This window comes from Kingella negevensis (genome assembly GCF_030177895.1).
In the GTDB taxonomy this organism is placed as follows: domain Bacteria; phylum Pseudomonadota; class Gammaproteobacteria; order Burkholderiales; family Neisseriaceae; genus Kingella_C; species Kingella_C negevensis.
This window is the reverse complement of the sequence record NZ_CP123448.1, coordinates 422,210-437,742: the sequence shown is the minus strand read 5'-3', so window position 1 is coordinate 437,742 and position 15,533 is coordinate 422,210. Positions and strand designations below refer to the sequence as shown.

The 15,533-nt window shown below is 46.2% G+C and carries 15 protein-coding genes; 1 reads left to right on the top strand and 14 read right to left on the bottom strand.

Annotated features, from left to right (window positions below; all coding sequences use genetic code 11):
* Positions 1-179 precede the first annotated feature (179 nt).
* Both nrdB and grxD read right to left on the bottom strand, forming a co-directional pair.
* A complete protein-coding gene (gene nrdB, locus QEO93_RS02360) occupies positions 180-1,313 on the bottom strand; it encodes a class Ia ribonucleoside-diphosphate reductase subunit beta (protein WP_089152868.1) in 1,134 nt (377 codons plus the stop codon).
* A 104-nt stretch (positions 1,314-1,417) separates the two neighbouring features.
* Positions 1,418-1,678 (bottom strand): Grx4 family monothiol glutaredoxin, encoded by a 261-nt coding sequence (grxD, locus tag QEO93_RS02355; protein ID WP_245190653.1) that lies wholly within the window; start codon positions 1,676-1,678, stop codon positions 1,418-1,420.
* Between the two features lie 193 nt (positions 1,679-1,871).
* On the opposite strand from grxD, the gene trpS reads away from it, so the two are divergent.
* The gene (trpS, locus tag QEO93_RS02350) at positions 1,872-2,879 is read left to right on the top strand and encodes a tryptophan--tRNA ligase (RefSeq protein ID WP_032137354.1); all 1,008 of its coding nucleotides are present in this window, start codon (positions 1,872-1,874) and stop codon (positions 2,877-2,879) included.
* 53 nt (positions 2,880-2,932) lie between these two features.
* Here trpS and QEO93_RS02345 read toward each other — a convergent pair whose 3' ends face one another.
* From QEO93_RS02345 to QEO93_RS02290, 12 genes are all read right to left on the bottom strand, one after another.
* Positions 2,933-3,283: a hypothetical protein gene (locus tag QEO93_RS02345; RefSeq protein WP_032137353.1), complete on the bottom strand. Its 351-nt coding sequence runs from the start codon at positions 3,281-3,283 to the stop codon at positions 2,933-2,935.
* Between the two features lie 108 nt (positions 3,284-3,391).
* Complete coding sequence (locus QEO93_RS02340; protein ID WP_032137352.1) at positions 3,392-5,056, bottom strand: AMP-binding protein; 1,665 nt, start codon at positions 5,054-5,056, stop codon at positions 3,392-3,394.
* 102 nt (positions 5,057-5,158) lie between these two features.
* Positions 5,159-6,253, bottom strand: a complete 1,095-nt coding sequence (gene mnmA / locus QEO93_RS02335; RefSeq protein WP_032137351.1) for a tRNA 2-thiouridine(34) synthase MnmA — start codon at positions 6,251-6,253, stop codon at positions 5,159-5,161.
* Between the two features lie 116 nt (positions 6,254-6,369).
* Positions 6,370-6,669 carry a putative quinol monooxygenase gene (locus QEO93_RS02330; protein WP_245190652.1) on the bottom strand — a complete coding sequence of 100 codons (300 nt, stop codon included), beginning with the start codon at positions 6,667-6,669 and terminating at the stop codon, positions 6,370-6,372.
* Positions 6,669-7,115, bottom strand: coding sequence for a DUF6636 domain-containing protein (locus tag QEO93_RS02325; protein WP_044250232.1), 447 nt, complete (start codon positions 7,113-7,115; stop codon positions 6,669-6,671). The genes QEO93_RS02330 and QEO93_RS02325 overlap by 1 nt, the downstream gene beginning before the upstream one ends.
* Before the next feature lie 30 nt (positions 7,116-7,145).
* Positions 7,146-7,700, bottom strand: coding sequence for a hypothetical protein (locus QEO93_RS02320; RefSeq protein ID WP_032137349.1), 555 nt, complete (start codon positions 7,698-7,700; stop codon positions 7,146-7,148).
* 15 nt (positions 7,701-7,715) lie between these two features.
* On the bottom strand, positions 7,716-9,638 hold the full coding sequence (locus tag QEO93_RS02315) for an ATP-binding cassette domain-containing protein (RefSeq protein WP_032137348.1): 1,923 nt from the start codon (positions 9,636-9,638) through the stop codon (positions 7,716-7,718).
* A 197-nt stretch (positions 9,639-9,835) separates the two neighbouring features.
* Positions 9,836-9,985: a hypothetical protein gene (locus QEO93_RS02310; protein ID WP_157686321.1), complete on the bottom strand. Its 150-nt coding sequence runs from the start codon at positions 9,983-9,985 to the stop codon at positions 9,836-9,838.
* A 29-nt stretch (positions 9,986-10,014) separates the two neighbouring features.
* On the bottom strand, positions 10,015-10,686 hold the full coding sequence (locus QEO93_RS02305; RefSeq protein WP_032137346.1) for a beta/alpha barrel domain-containing protein: 672 nt from the start codon (positions 10,684-10,686) through the stop codon (positions 10,015-10,017).
* 64 nt (positions 10,687-10,750) lie between these two features.
* Positions 10,751-12,562 (bottom strand): translational GTPase TypA, encoded by a 1,812-nt coding sequence (typA, locus tag QEO93_RS02300; RefSeq protein ID WP_032137345.1) that lies wholly within the window; start codon positions 12,560-12,562, stop codon positions 10,751-10,753.
* Between the two features lie 161 nt (positions 12,563-12,723).
* Positions 12,724-13,749, bottom strand: coding sequence for an anthranilate phosphoribosyltransferase (gene trpD / locus QEO93_RS02295; RefSeq protein ID WP_085815504.1), 1,026 nt, complete (start codon positions 13,747-13,749; stop codon positions 12,724-12,726).
* A 137-nt stretch (positions 13,750-13,886) separates the two neighbouring features.
* Positions 13,887-15,290 (bottom strand): DEAD/DEAH box helicase, encoded by a 1,404-nt coding sequence (locus tag QEO93_RS02290; RefSeq protein ID WP_032137343.1) that lies wholly within the window; start codon positions 15,288-15,290, stop codon positions 13,887-13,889.
* Positions 15,291-15,533 lie beyond the last annotated feature (243 nt).

Genomic DNA, 15,533 nt, shown 5'->3' with positions numbered 1-15,533 from the left:
AAAATGATTTACGTCACAATAATCGCAGCCTGAAAACTTTATTCGCCGTAGATCGGTTCTCCGAGCCGACAATTTGTTTTAAGGCTGCAAAATGTCATGTGGGGTTTCATAAAGCAGTCAGCAGTTTTATAAAACGCAGCCTGAAAATTATCTTTTCAGGCTGCGTTCAAATAAGGGGATTACAGCTCAAATCCTTCCAAATCTTCCGTTTTCACTTCCGCGTCAATCTGACCGATTAAGTAAGACGAAATTTCCACTTCTTGCGGTGCAACTTGCACGTTGTCAGACGACAACCACGCGTTAATCCATGGGATTGGGTTTTGCGTTGATTGTGGGAATGCAATCGGCAAGCCTACGGCTGTCATGCGGTGGTTGGTGATGTATTCAACGTATTGCGCCAAAATATCTTTGTTCAAGCCAATCATTGAACCATCTTTGAACAGATAGTTTGCCCATTCTTTTTCTTGCTCGGCGGCTTTTTTGAACAATTCAAACGTTTCTTCGTGCAATTCTGCGGCGATTTCTGCCATTTCTGGGTCGTCAATGCCGCTGCGCATTAAGTTGAGCATGTGTTGGGTGCTGGTTAAATGCAGGGCTTCATCACGCGCAATCAGTTTGATGATTTTGGCGTTGCCTTCCATCAATTCGCGTTCGGCAAACGCAAATGAGCAAGCAAATGAAACGTAGAAACGAATGGCTTCCAACACGTTCACGCACATTAGGCACAAATACAGTTTTTTCTTCAGTTCGCGTAGGGAAACGGTAATGGTTTTGCCCTTTACAGTGTGTTCGCCTACTCCCAGTAAGTTGAAATATTGCGTGTATTCAATCAAATCATCGTAATAACAAGCGATGTCTTCGGCGCGGGCGATGATGTATTCGTTTTGCACGATGTCGTCAAACACGATTGACGGGTCGTTTACGATGTTGCGGATAATGTGCGTGTAGCTGCGTGAGTGAATGGTCTCGAAGAATGACCATGTTTCAATCCATGTTTCCAATTCTGGGATAGACACCAGCGGCAAGAAGCCCACATTTGGGCTGCGTCCTTGAATGGAATCGAGCAGCGTTTGATATTTCAAGTTGCTGATGAAAATGTGTTTTTCATGGTCTGGCAAATTGCCGTAGTCAATACGGTCGCGTGATAAGTCGATTTCTTCTGGTCGCCAGAAAAATGAGATTTGTTTTTCAATCAGTTTTTCAAAAATTTCGTATTTTTGTTGGTCGTAACGCGCTACGTTTACAGGCTTCCCGAAAAACATGGGTTCGAGCAAGGGGTTATTTGGCGTTTGGCTAAAGGTGCTGTATTGCATTTGAACGTGTTCGCAAGACATTTCGTTTTCCTTTGTATTTGAATAACGTGAAAAACGCTGTTTGAAATATCAAACAGCGTGATAAGGTGGCAGCCTGAAAATAATTAGGCGTTTACCGTTTTCAATAATTCTTGCAATTCGCCTGCTTCATACATTTCCATCAAAATGTCTGCGCCGCCAATAAATTCGCCGTTTACATATAATTGTGGAATGGTTGGCCAGTTGCTAAATTCTTTGATGCCTTGGCGCACTTCATCGTTTTCCAACACGTTTACAGTGGCAAATTCTTCGCAGCCAGCCGCTTGCAAGATTTGAACCGCGCGTGAAGAGAAACCGCATTGTGGGAATTGTTTTGTACCTTTCATAAACAATACGATTGGGTGTTCGGTTACGACTTGTTTGATTTGTTCTTGAATGTTCACTTGTGCTTCCTTTAAAAAATAGGGTTAGTTGAAAACGTGCGTATTATATGCGCTTTTAAAGTGGATAGATAGGCTTTTCAGGCTGCGTGTGCTAAGATTTACCATTTTTCAGAATAACCACGAAAGCAGAAAAAACATGACTACTCGCGTTCTCACAGGCGTTACCACAACAGGTATCCCGCACTTAGGCAATTACGTTGGTGCAATCCGCCCAGCTATTCAGGCTGCGGCACAAGATAACACCGAATCTTATCTTTTCTTGGCAAACTATCACGGCTTAATCAAATGTCACGACCCTGAAATGATTGCACAATCCACTCAAGCAGTTGCAGCAACATGGTTGGCTTGCGGTTTGGACACGGAACGCACCACGTTTTATCGCCAATCCGACATTCCCGAAATTCCTGAACTGAACTGGATTTTGACGTGTATCACCGCAAAAGGTTTGATGAACCGCGCACATGCGTACAAAGCTGCCGTAGATAAAAATGTGGTGGAAGACCAAGACCCTGATTTTGAAGTGGAAATGGGCCTATATAGCTACCCTATTTTGATGTCTGCCGATATTTTGATGTTTAATGCGCACAAAGTACCTGTGGGGCGCGACCAAATTCAGCACATTGAAATGGCACGTGATATTGCGCAACGTTTCAACTATCGTTTTGGCAAAGAAATCTTCACGCTGCCTGAAGCCCAAACTGATGACAACGTGGAATTGTTGGTGGGTTTGGACGGTCGCAAAATGTCTAAAAGCTATGGCAACACCATTCCGCTTTTCTTGACACCGAAACAACGCCAAAAAGCGATTAACCAAATCATCACCAATTTGAAAGAACCAGGTGAGCCTAAATTCAAAGGCGAAAGCCCAATTTTTGAGATTTACCAAGCCTTTTCAACCGCAGAAGAATACGCAGAATATGAACGCGCATTGAACGAAGGTTTGGCATGGGGCGAAGCGAAGAAAATTTTAGCGGCGAAAATTGGCGCGGAATTGGACAGCAAAACCGAAGTGTATAACGAATTGATGGCGAACCCTGCGCGTATTGAAGAAGTATTGCAAGCAGGCGCAGAAAAAGCGCGCAAGGAAGCGCGTGAATTGTTGGTGCAAGTGAAAGATGCTGTGGGTATTCGCAAGCTGGGTTAATTCCCACACAAAACAAAAGCAGCCTGAAAACTATTTTTCAGGCTGCTTTTGTTTTAAATTACCCAGCTCGCAATCTTAGTCATACCTGCCGTGCTAAACGCCCATTTGGCAATCCCAAACCAGCCACCAGCACCCGCCAGCGCAACCCCCATGTTCGCACTTATATTGCTCGACAAACGTTCTACCAATTCGAAAACAATCACGGTAAACACAAACAAAATCCCCCAGATTGCCATCAACGTTTTGTCAAAGTGTGGCATACCGCTCCATTCCATCAAGCCTTTGAGAATAATCGCCAGTAATGTAAAACCCAAGGCTTCACCAATAGAGTTCACTTCGCGATTGGCAGACCAAATACACCAAAATCCCAAAATAAATGCAATCAACATAAATGCGCCAGTCATTTTGTTTTCCTTTCAATCAAATGAATACAGAAACAGCCTGAAAATATTTTCAGGCTGTCATTTAGAATAATAAATCAGATTTTACAAATTTTTTACAACATGCGCTACTTATTTTTGTTCACGCAATTCGCGGCGCAAGATTTTGCCCACGTTGGATTTTGGCAATTCATCACGGAATTCAATATCACGCGGCACTTTGTAGCCCGTTAATTGTGTGCGACAGAACGCAATCAATTCATCAGCCGTGAGCGAATTGTCTTTTTTTACCACAAACAATTTCAACGCTTCGCCTGTTTTTTCACTTTGAACGCCAACGCAAGCCACTTCTTGTACTTTCGGGTGATGCGCTACCACGTCTTCAATTTCATTTGGGTACACATTGAAACCAGACACCACAATCAAATCTTTTTTGCGGTCCACAATGCGCAGCCAACCTTGTTCGTTTATCACGGCAATATCGCCTGTTTCCAACCAACCATCTTGGTCAATCACTTTGGCGGTTTCATCAGGGCGATGCCAGTAGCCACGCATCACTTGCGGACCACGAATCCACAATTCGCCTGCTTCGCTAGTCGCCACAAAACCGCCATGTCCGTCGCGCAGTTGCACATCAGTACTTGGCAATGGCAAGCCGATACCGCCTGAATATTCTGTAATATTCAACGGGTTCACGCACACGCCGGGGCTGGCTTCGGTTAAACCATACGCGTCCACAATCAGCTGACCTGTAACCGCTTTCCATTGCTCTGCTGTGGATTGCAAAGTTGCCATGCCACCACCGATACACAATTTCCAGCTAGAAAAATCTACTTGCTTCAGCTCAGGCTTGCTTAATAAGCCGCGATACAAAGTGTTTACGCCGATAAACACGGTTACAGGGAATTTTTGCAATTCTTTGATGAAGCCGTCCATATCCCGTGGGTTAGTAATCAAAATGCTTTTCGCACCAGCTTTAAAAAATACCAGCAAATTCACGGTTAGCGCAAAAATGTGATACATCGGCAGCGCAGCAATCACCACTTCCTGTCCGTCCACCAATTTGCGTTTAATCCACTCTTTGCCCTGCAACATATTGGCGCAGATATTGCCATGTGTCAGCATCGCGCCTTTTGCCACGCCAGTTGTGCCGCCTGTGTATTGCAAGAACGCCAAATCATCGCGCGTTAAATTCACAGGCGTAAACGCTTGCGCTGCACCTTGCGCCAAGGCTTGTTTGAATGTAACTGCATTCGGGATACGGTATTCAGGCACGACTTTTTTCACTTTGCGCAACACAAAGTTCATGATTGTGCCTTTGAATGCGCCAAACATTTCGCCGATGTTCGCCACAATCACGTTTTTCACATCGGTTTTTGGCAAGACCAGTTCCAGCGTGTTGGCAAAGTTTTCCAGCACCACAATCGTTGTTGCGCCACTGTCTTTCAGTTGGTGTTCCAACTCGCGCGGCGTGTAAAGTGGGTTTGTGTTCACAGTCACCAAGCCCGCTTTCAAAATACCAAACACCGCAATCGGATATTGCAACACGTTTGGCATCATCACAGCCACACGCTCGCCACGCGGCAATTTCAGCACATTTTGCAGATAAGACGCGAAATCAGTCGCCAACTTACCTACTTCGCGATAGCTCACGTCTTTGCCCATGTTGTGAAACGCCGTTTGTTCGCCAAACTTGTCCACGCTTTGCTGCATCACGTCAATCACCGAGCTATATCGTGTAATATCAATTTCAGCTTCCACTCCTGCTTCGTAGCTGTTTAACCAAATTTTTTCCATTTGCTTTATCCTAGTGTAAATGCCTTGATAGGCTAATCATTCAATTATAACAAAAACGCTTTCAGGCAGCCTGAAAACATTTTTTCAGGCTGCCTGACGATTTTATTCAACAATAATCACAGGTTTATCCGTTGCCGTGATAATCCCACCGCCCAAACAAATCTCGCCGTCATACAACACCGCCGACTGCCCATGCGTAACCGCCCATTGCGGCTCATCAAATAACAATTCCGCCGTATTTTCATCAAGATAACGCAATTCACACGCCGCGTCTGCCATGCGATAACGCGTCTTGCAAGTGTAACGACCTTCGCGCGGTTTTTCAGGCAGCGTCCAGCTCAAATCTTTCATCTGCAATGATTTTGTGTAAAGCAACGAGTGGTCATGCCCCTGCACCACAACCAATTCATTTTTCGGCAAATTTTTCCCAACCACAAACCAAGGCTCGCCCGCACCGCCAATACCCAAACCCTTGCGTTGCCCAATCGTGTAAAACGTCAAACCAACGTGTTCGCCGACAATTTGCCCTTCAGGTGTAACCATATTACCGTTATGAGTCGGCAAATATTTCTGCAAAAATTCGCGGAACGGACGCTCGCCGATAAAGCAAATGCCCGTACTGTCCTTTTTCGCGGCGGTTGGCAAATTGAACTCGGTTGCCAAACGGCGCACTTCAGGCTTTTCCAAATGCCCCAATGGAAACAAGGCTTTTTCTAATTGATACGGCTGTAAACGGTATAAGAAATAGCTTTGGTCTTTGTTTACATCTAAACCTTTAAGCAAATAATGTACGCCATTTCGCACTTCTTTACGAGCGTAATGACCTGTCGCAATCGCTTCCGCGCCCTGCTCAATCGCGTAATCTAAAAAGCATTTGAATTTGATTTCTGCATTGCATAAAACGTCAGGGTTTGGCGTTCGACCAGCTTGATATTCTTCCAAAAAATAAGCAAATACTTTGTCTTTGTATTGCGCAGCGAAATTGACAATATCAATGTCAATGCCAACGATATCCGCCACCGCCATTGCGTCTAGCGAATCTTGTTTGATGCTGCAATATTCATCATTGTTATCATCTTCCCAGTTTTGCATGAACACGCCGCGCACGTTTGCGCCATCGCGTTTGAGCAACGCCGCCGTAACCGAGCTATCGACACCACCCGACAATCCTACGATAATATTTTGATTTTCATACATTTTTGTTTTTCCAATAGATTAAAGTGGGCGTATTTTATCACAACGTACTTTTCAGGCTGCAAATAGAAATGCAGCCTGAAAAAATAACCCCTGTCATCACAACAGGGGTTTATGTTTTACAGCAATTCAGCCGTTTGAATATCCAAACCATTTTCCGTAAACGACACCAGCGCAGGCGCGTTGTCTGTGAAGAACGCACAAGCCAAATGCGCGTCCAAATCAGCTTTGCTTGCCCATTTTTCCAAGAACACATAACCATTCTCGCAGCCTGAAACCTTGCCGCAATCATAAGAAACGCAGCCTGAATGCGTGCGCGATTCGTTCACAAATTTTTGTACCAGTTGCTCAAATTCCGCCACTTTATCCGCTTTCACTTGGCAAGCCGCATAAACACCAATCATCTCTTTCCTTTCCATTAAAATTCTTGATAACGTGAACGGTTCACAAAAAAACCATGTCCTTCATCATTTTTACACGTCAAGCCCGAAGTTTCGCTTTTGCAAGACCAGCCATCGCCCTTCAAGCTTTCACCATACGCCAGCGTTTTGGTTTCGTTTGTGTTTTCAGGCAGCGATGCAAAACCCGCGCATTGCATTTGCGTTTTGCCTGATTTATTCAATACAAAATCCAAACCATTGCCATACGTTTCACAAGATTTTGGAATAGCTTTATTCTCATAAACAAAGCAGTACAAATCATTTCGATACAACGCACCATCAGGTTTTTTGAACGAATCACCGCCGCACAAAATATTTTTGCTAGGCGTTGTGAACACCTGCGCATAATCATCATTCAAATCAATATCCTCTGCCAAAGCAGAGCCAACCAAAAGCACCGCTGACAACGCAGTCCATTTCAACATAAAAATCCTTTCTTTCAGGCAGCCTGAAAATTACATACGACTCAATTCACGCTGCAACGCCTGAATATTTTGCTGGCGGTCAAGCACTGCACTCTCCAATTGACGCACACGCGCCTGATGATTCTCATCATTGGTGCTGACCGCGCGACCATCAGCCAACGCCTTTTGCGCTTGCGACAACGCGCTGCGCTCATTATTCAATTCCTGTTCCAAAATCGTGCGACGACCGCTGGCACGTGTCGCGCTCATACGTGGTGCAGCAGGAGCCGCCGCCGTTGGCGTTGGCGTTGGCGCAGTTGCTGGGCGAGATGGCGCAACATACGCAGGCGCACGACGCACCGCCGCTGTGCGAACAGGCGCAGCTTTCGGTTCCACTTTGGACGCAGCTTCTGCCGTTACTGTGGGCGAAACTCTTTCAGGCATTACGCTGGTATAACTACCAATTTTGTTGCCTAATTTCGCCTTGCCGCCAGTCGCTTTTTTCGGGCTAGATGTGTAGCACCCATCGCCACAGCTATAAATTTCCGCTGCCGCCATTTGCGAAGCTGCTAACACCAGCACGCTCGCTAAAATTTTCGTTTTCATTGCTTATTCCTATTTTCAGGCTGCCTGAAATTCCGCGTCAATTTCCGCATTCACGCTTTCCAATTCATCTTGCCAAAGCAGCCAATTTTCTTCCAAACGCTGCAATTTTACTTTAACTTCCGCAGCTTGCGCCAACACTTCTTGCAATTTGGCTTTATTTTCGGGCAAATAGGCACTTTCTTGCGACAAAAATTCATCACACTCGGTTTGCACGATTTGAAGTTGCGCCATTTCCTTTTCCGTTTTATCAATTTTTTGCTGGATTGGTTTGCAACGCTTGGCTTTTTCTTGGCGGATTTGCGCTTCCAAGCGTTTCGTGTCTTTGCGGTTTTGCGATTGCGTGGATTGCGCTGGCGCGGCGGTTGCGTTTTCCTGCACCAAACGCCAAGCGCGGTAATCGTTCAAATCGCCGTCAAAGGTTTTCAGGCTGCCTGAATGAATTAACATAAATTGGTCGGTCGTGCTTTCCAACAAACTGCGGTCGTGCGACACTAAAATCATCGCGCCTTCAAAACTTTGCAGCGCAACCGTCAGCGCGTGGCGCATATCCAAATCCAAGTGGTTGGTCGGTTCGTCCAGCAACAGCAAATTCGGTTTCTGCCAAACCAACATCGCCAACGCCAACCGCGCTTTTTCGCCTCCTGAAAACGGCGCAATCGCTTGCATCGCCATATCGCCAACAAAATTAAATCCGCCCAAAAAATTGCGAATGTCTTGCTCTTTCACATCGGGTGACAATTTTTGAATATGCCAAATCGGACTTTGGTCGTCTCGCAACGTGTCCAACTGATGTTGCGCGAAATAACCGATATTCAGTTTTTCAGATTTAATAATTTGACCGCTCAACGGTTGCAGGCTGCCTGAAAGGGCTTTGATGAACGTGGATTTACCCGAACCGTTCACGCCCAGCAGTCCCAAACGCGCCCCATTTTCTAACGACAAACTAATCTTTTTCAAAACCACATTATCGCCATAACCCAAATCCACTTCGTCCAATTTTAATAATGGGTTAGGCAAATGATAGGGTGATTCAAATTCAAAACTAAATTCGCTGTCCAAATGCGCTGGCGCAATCAATTCCAGTTTTGCCAACGCTTTCACGCGGCTTTGCGCTTGAGTGGCTTTGGTGGCTTTGGCTTTGAATCGGTCAATAAACGATTGTAAATGCTTGATGTGCGCTTGCTGCTTGGTGTAGGCGGCTTGCTGATTGGCAAGGCGTTGGGCGCGTTCTTTCAGATAAAAATCGTAATTTCCGCCGTAGCTGTGCAATTTTTGCGCCGACAATTCCAACGTGTGCGTGGTGGTGGCGTTCAAAAAATCGCGGTCGTGGGAAATGATGATTTGCGTACACGGCAGATTTGCCAAATGATTTTCCAGCCACAACACGGTTTCCAAATCCAAGTGATTGGTCGGTTCGTCCAGCAGCAACAAATCGGCGCGACACATCAATGCCTGCGCCAAATTCAAACGCATTCGCCAACCGCCCGAAAACGCTTTCACAGGTTTGGCGTGTTCTTCCTGCGCAAAACCCAGTCCACTCAATAATTTAGCGGCGCGAGCGGGCGCGGTGTAAGCGTCAATTTCGTCTAATTTTGCATGAAATTCGGCAATTTGAATGCCGTTGTTTTCGGTTTCCGCTTGTTTTAAGGCTGCCTGAAAATGTTGCAATTCGCTGTCGCCTTGCAAAACGTAATCCAATGCGGACATTTCCAATGCTGGCGTTTCTTGAGCAACAGCGGCGAGTTTCCATGTTTTGGGAATGTTGATTTCTCCGCTGTCTTGGGCGATTTCGCTTTTAATCAGCGCGAATAGGCTGGATTTGCCTGTGCCGTTTTTGCCGATTAAGCCGACACGTTGGCGTGGGTTGATGGTTGCGGTGGCTTGGTTGAGCAAAACTTTTGTGCCACGTTGGAGAACTAAATTTCTGATTTCTATCATGATTTGACTTTGAGTAAATGAATTTTAGGCGCGTATTTTAGCAAAAAGGCAGCCTGAAAGGGATTTTTCAGGCTGCCTGAAAATTGTTTACGAATGCGCCAAATAATCCGTCAATAATGGCACAGGTTCCGTGTGCGCCAACTCAACGCGAGGGCGTGAATTACGGCTAAAATTTCTTTACGATTTATTATATTTTTTCAGGCAGCCTGAATTTGATTTCGTTTTGGCATATCATCGTCTTCAATATTGGCTAAATCTTCGGGATAATCCATATTCATTAGATAATCATAACTGGATTGCGTGGGAATTACATCGGCAATCACTTTGCCTTGAAATGTAAATTGCACAGGTTTGCCTTGCTGAACAGGCTGCCTGACTATTTCCGCATATAATCGCAAACCGTATCAATCTGTTCCGCCATACTGCCTGAAAATTGATTGTCAAAAAACGCGCTGCCAATGGTAAACGCCCACGGTTGCGCCACTTTGAGTTCGTCCAAACGCTGATAGCTGTTCACGCTGCCAGCGATGCACACGGGAATATTCAGGCTGCGGACTAATTCCGCGTTTAATTTCGCCGCATCGCCCACATAGCGATAGCCTAATAAATCAATGCCATACACGCCTTTGGCTTCGTAGCGTTGTGCTTCGGCGATGATGTCGCTGATTTCGCCCGATAACACCGTCGGTCGCTCTGCCAATTCCCCGACAAACGGCATATATTTCAAGCCGTTCTGTTGGCAAAACGCGTTGATAGAATCGTGGAATTTCGTTCCCATTAAAATATCGCAACCGCATTCCAGCGCGGTTTTTGCGCCTGCCAAGCCTTCCGCTTCGGTGTATTCGACCACTTCCAAAAAGGTGGTTTTGCCTGCGTTTTTCATGCGTTTAAATAGGCGTTTCATCGTATCGATTGGCAAAGGCTTTTCTTTGAAGCCCCAAAATTGCGCTTGGCTGTGTTCGCATTGCGCGTAAATTTCTTCGGCGTTTGGGACGGTGTGGTCGTTATGTGTCAGCATAACCACAAGGTTTAAGTTATTGTTATTCATTCTTTTCCTCCATATGAAAAATGCAGCCTGAAAACATTTTCAGGCTGCATTTTATGCTTTCAAATTAGTCTAATTTTTTGAAATGGCGACGGCGTTCCAATTCGCTCAAGTAGCGTTTACGCAAGCGGATAGAAACTGGCGTGATTTCCACCAGTTCGTCATCATCAATAAACTCAACTGCGCTTTCCAAAGTCAATTTAATTGGCGTGGTCAGGCGCACCGCTTCGTCCGTACCACTCGCGCGAACGTTGGTCAGTTTTTTACCTTTCAATGGGTTTACCACCAAATCGTTATCACGGCTGTGAATACCGATAATCATACCTTCGTAAATTTTATCGTTTGGCGACACAAACATGCGACCACGGTCTTCCAAGTTCCACAACGCATAAGCCACCGCTTCGCCTTGCTCTTGCGACACCATCACACCATTGTGTCGCCCAGGCATATCAGGTTTCACAGGCGCGTAATCGTCAAACACATGGCTCATCAAACCCGTACCGCGAGTCATCGTCATAAATTCGCCTTGGAAACCAATCAAGCCGCGCGCAGGAATGTGGTATTCCAAACGTGTGCGACCGTTACCGTCACTTTCCATATTCGTCAATTCGCCACGGCGGCGACCCAATTCTTCCATGACCGCACCTTGATTCTCATCAGGCACATCGACAGTCAAATTCTCGTAAGGTTCGCATTTTTCGCCGTTGATTTCACGGAACACAACGCGTGGTTTACCCACAGCCAATTCGTAACCTTCACGGCGCATATTTTCCAACAAAATCGTCAAATGCAATTCGCCACGCCCCGACACGCGGAATACGTCCGCATCCGCCGTATCTTCCACGCGCAACGCCACGTTGGTCAGCAATTCCTTGTTCAAACGGTCGCGGATTTGGCGAGACGTTACAAATTTACCTTCTGTGCCTGCCAATGGGCTGGTGTTTACCATAAAGTCCATGGTCAAAGTTGGTTCATCGACACTCAACATTGGCACGCCAACAGGGTTTTCCTTGTCGCAAATCGTTACGCCGATACCGATTTCTTCAATACCTGAAATAATCACGATGTCGCCCGCTTCCGCTTCGTCTTGCGGTACGCGTTCCAAACCTTTGAAGCCTAACAATTGGTTGATGCGACCCGTAGCCACTTGCTCTTCGTGATTCATCACAGCAACTTGCATACCTGGGCGGATTTTACCGTTCAACACGCGACCAATACCCAAACGACCCGTATAGTTATCGTAGTCTAATTGCGAAATTTGCAATTGCAATGGGGCTTCAGCGTCGCCGCTAGGAGCTGGTGTGTGTTTCAAGATTGTGTCAAACAATGGGCGCATATCGGTTTCAGTGCCGTCTTCTTCCAAACGTGCAAAACCGCTCAAGCCTGAAGCGTAAACGATTGGGAAATCCAACTGCTCATCAGTTGCGCCCAAAGCATCAAATAATTCAAATGTTTGGTCGATTACCCAACTTGCACGAGCAGACGGTTTGTCAATTTTGTTAATTACCACAATCGGTTTCAAGCCCAAAGCCAACGCTTTTTTGGTTACGAAACGAGTTTGTGGCATTGGACCTTCTTGCGCGTCCACCAACAGCACCACACAATCTACCATACCCAAAACGCGCTCTACTTCGCCACCGAAATCCGCGTGTCCGGGGGTGTCCACGATGTTGATGTGATAGCCGTTGTACTCAATGGCGGTATTTTTTGCCAAAATCGTGATGCCACGTTCTTTTTCCAAATCGTTGCTATCCATCACGCGCTCATCAACTTGTTGATTTTCGCGGAATGTGCCTGATTGGCGTAATAATTGGTCTACAAGTGTGGTTTTGCCGTGGTCAACGTGGGCGATAATGGCAATGTTACGAATATTTTTCATTTGATTTATGAACTTTATATAAAGATGTATCAGTTTTTCAGGCTGCCTGAAACAGGAGAAATATTGATACGGGTTAAGAATTTGGGAAACTGCGCATTATAGCACGATAAGCGAAAGGCAGCCTGAAAACCTTTCAGGCTGCCTTAAGAAAACACAAAAAATCAAGCGTGGTTCAACGCCAAAAATTCCGCTTGTTTGGCTTTTGCCGCACCGCTTGCCAACGCTTCACGCGCATGCGCCACACCGTCTTTCAGGCTGCATACCACGTTTCCTGCATACAAACACGCCGCCGCATTCAGCAACACAATATCACGCGCCACAGGGTCAGCCGTGTTGTCCAAAACTGCGTTCATAATCGCCAACGATTCCGCCGCATTGTTCACACGAATCGCGTCCAAATCCGCATACACTGGCAAACTAAATTCTTCGGGGTGAATATCGTATTCGCGCACCGTACCGTTTTGCAATTCCGTAACGTGCGTGCTGCCCGTTACCGTGATTTCATCAAGCCCATCGCTGCCATGCACCACCAGCGCATGATGTGAACCCAGTTGCTGCAATACGCGAGACAAAATGCCGCACAAATCAATATGAAACACGCCAATCACTTGGTTTTTCGCGCCAGCAGGGTTTGTCATCGGACCTAAAATATTGAACATTGTGCGAAAACCCAACGCCTTGCGAACAGGTGCAACAAAACGCATTGCCGAATGATGATTTTGCGCGAACATAAAACCCATGCCACACTGCGCGATACTGTCCGCGATTTGCTGTGGCGACTGCGCCAAGTTCGCGCCCATAGTTTCCAACACGTCCGCCGCACCGCTAGACGATGAAACCGAACGCCCACCATGTTTCGCCACTTTTGCCCCAGCCGCTGCCGCGACAAACATAGAAGTGGTTGAAATATTAAACGTTTTCGCGCCATCGCCGCCCGTGCCGACAATATCCACCAAACTATCCACGTCTTGCGCAGGCACTTTAGTGGCAAATTCACGCATTACGCTAGTCGCTGCCGCAATTTCAGACACCGTTTCCACTTTCATGCGCAAACCCACCAAAATCCCAGCGATTTGTTCAGGCGGCACTTCGCCGCTCATGATTTGGCGCATTAAATCTTGCATTTCATCGTAAAAAAGCTCATTGTTGTCAATCAAACGAGCCAGAGCTTGTTGTGGGGTAATCATGGTCGTTATTCCTTATTTAAATGAAAGAGATTTCAGACTGCTTTCTTTACATAATCAAACGCATCTTGAAAATTAATTTACATTTTATAACAAAAAATGCAGCCTGAACAAATATTTTCAGGCTGCATTTTTAATGATTAGTCGCGGAAACGACCACCATTTCCAGATTTAGGTTTACCACGGAAGCCATCTTTCTTAAAGCCACCATCACGTTTCGCACCGTCTTTGCGGAAACCACCGTCGCGTTTTTCACCGTCTTTGCGTTTATCGCCAAACGATTTTTTCTCACCCCAAGGTTTCTTATCACCACTACGGCTAGACCAACGGTCTCCCCCACGACGACCACCGCCAAAGCCACCTTTGCCACGTGGTTTACGGTCAGTATTTTTGTTGCGTTTGCGCGTTGGCTCTAAACCCTCAATCGTAACCTCAGGCAACTTGCGGTTGATGTAACGCTCAATTTTGTGAACCGACATATATTCGTTTACTTCAGCAAACGAAATCGCAATGCCCGAACGCCCCGCGCGACCTGTACGACCAATACGATGCACATAATCTTCCGCCTGTTTCGGCAAATCGTAGTTAATCACGTGTGTAATCGTTGGCACGTCAATACCACGCGCTGCCACATCAGTCGCCACCAAAATTTTGCAACGACCTTTGCGTAAATCCATCAACGTGCGGTTACGCCAACCTTGTGGCATATCGCCGTGCAAGCAGTTTGCCGCGAAACCCTTTTCATACAACTCGTCCGCCAACACTTCCGTCATCGCTTTGGTTGATGTGAAAATAATACATTGGTCGATATTCGCATCGCGCAAAATGTGGTCTAACAAACGATTTTTGTGATTTTTGTCATCACAATACAATAATTGTTCGTCAATTTTGCCTTGTTTGTCTTCACGCGCAATTTCAATCACTTCTGGATTTTTAGTCAATTTACGCGCCAATTTGCCAACAGGGCCGTCCCAAGTTGCCGAGAACAACAGCGTTTGGCGGTCTTCTGGTGTCGCAGCCACAATCGTTTCAATATCGTCAATGAAACCCATGTCCAGCATGCGGTCGGCTTCGTCCAAAATCAGCACTTCCAAGCGGTCAAAGTCAATGCGACCTGAACGCATGTGGTCCATCAAACGCCCCGGAGTTGCCACAATCACGTCAATCGGTTTGCTTAACGCTTTGATTTGCTGACCAAAAGATGAACCGCCCACCAATGTTACGGTGCGAACCCATTTCATGTTCTTCGCGTAGATTTGTGCGTTTTTCTCAACTTGCGCTGCCAATTCGCGTGTTGGCGTTAAAACCAAAACGCGCGGGCCTTTACCTGGTTTTTCGCTGCGGTGTGTGATTTTTTGCAGACTTGGCAACAAGAATGCGGCAGTTTTGCCTGAACCTGTTTGCGCGGAAGCCATGATGTCTTTATCAGCTAATGCGGCTGGAATCGATTGCATTTGAATCGGCGTTGGGCTTTCGTAACCTGCTGATTGCAATGCTGAAAGAATGTTTTTATCTAAATTTAAATCGGCGAATTTAATCGTCATTATTTTTCCTAAATGGCACAACAACATTCTGCGCTGAACGGTTTTCAGGCAGCCTTAGAAGCATGGGAAGCATGGGAAATTAGTTGCGGCGATTTTTCAGGCAGCCTGAAAAACGGCGAAAGAATTTAACTGCATTGTTGTCGCCAGCTTTTGCACTGGGGGTTACATCGACAACAACCTGCAAAATATGAATACACAGTTGAGATTTGGATAACAAATCTGGGTTGGCTGAAGACGATGGCT

Excerpts from the sequence above, each read along its gene's own strand:
- grxD (WP_245190653.1), bottom strand. The coding sequence starts at position 1,678 with ATGAAAGGTACAAAACAATTCCCACAATGCGGTTTCTCTTCACGCGCG.
- trpD (WP_085815504.1), bottom strand. The coding sequence starts at position 13,749 with ATGATTACCCCACAACAAGCTCTGGCTCGTTTGATTGACAACAATGAG.
- QEO93_RS02305 (WP_032137346.1), bottom strand. The coding sequence starts at position 10,686 with ATGAATAACAATAACTTAAACCTTGTGGTTATGCTGACACATAACGAC.
- QEO93_RS02320 (WP_032137349.1), bottom strand. The coding sequence starts at position 7,700 with ATGAAAACGAAAATTTTAGCGAGCGTGCTGGTGTTAGCAGCTTCGCAA.
- QEO93_RS02315 (WP_032137348.1), bottom strand. The coding sequence starts at position 9,638 with ATGATAGAAATCAGAAATTTAGTTCTCCAACGTGGCACAAAAGTTTTG.
- typA (WP_032137345.1), bottom strand. The coding sequence starts at position 12,562 with ATGAAAAATATTCGTAACATTGCCATTATCGCCCACGTTGACCACGGC.
- QEO93_RS02330 (WP_245190652.1), bottom strand. The coding sequence starts at position 6,669 with ATGGAAAGGAAAGAGATGATTGGTGTTTATGCGGCTTGCCAAGTGAAA.
- trpS (WP_032137354.1), top strand. The coding sequence starts at position 1,872 with ATGACTACTCGCGTTCTCACAGGCGTTACCACAACAGGTATCCCGCAC.
- QEO93_RS02290 (WP_032137343.1), bottom strand. The coding sequence starts at position 15,290 with ATGACGATTAAATTCGCCGATTTAAATTTAGATAAAAACATTCTTTCA.
- QEO93_RS02345 (WP_032137353.1), bottom strand. The coding sequence starts at position 3,283 with ATGACTGGCGCATTTATGTTGATTGCATTTATTTTGGGATTTTGGTGT.
- mnmA (WP_032137351.1), bottom strand. The coding sequence starts at position 6,253 with ATGTATGAAAATCAAAATATTATCGTAGGATTGTCGGGTGGTGTCGAT.
- QEO93_RS02340 (WP_032137352.1), bottom strand. The coding sequence starts at position 5,056 with ATGGAAAAAATTTGGTTAAACAGCTACGAAGCAGGAGTGGAAGCTGAA.
- QEO93_RS02325 (WP_044250232.1), bottom strand. The coding sequence starts at position 7,115 with ATGTTGAAATGGACTGCGTTGTCAGCGGTGCTTTTGGTTGGCTCTGCT.
- nrdB (WP_089152868.1), bottom strand. The coding sequence starts at position 1,313 with ATGCAATACAGCACCTTTAGCCAAACGCCAAATAACCCCTTGCTCGAA.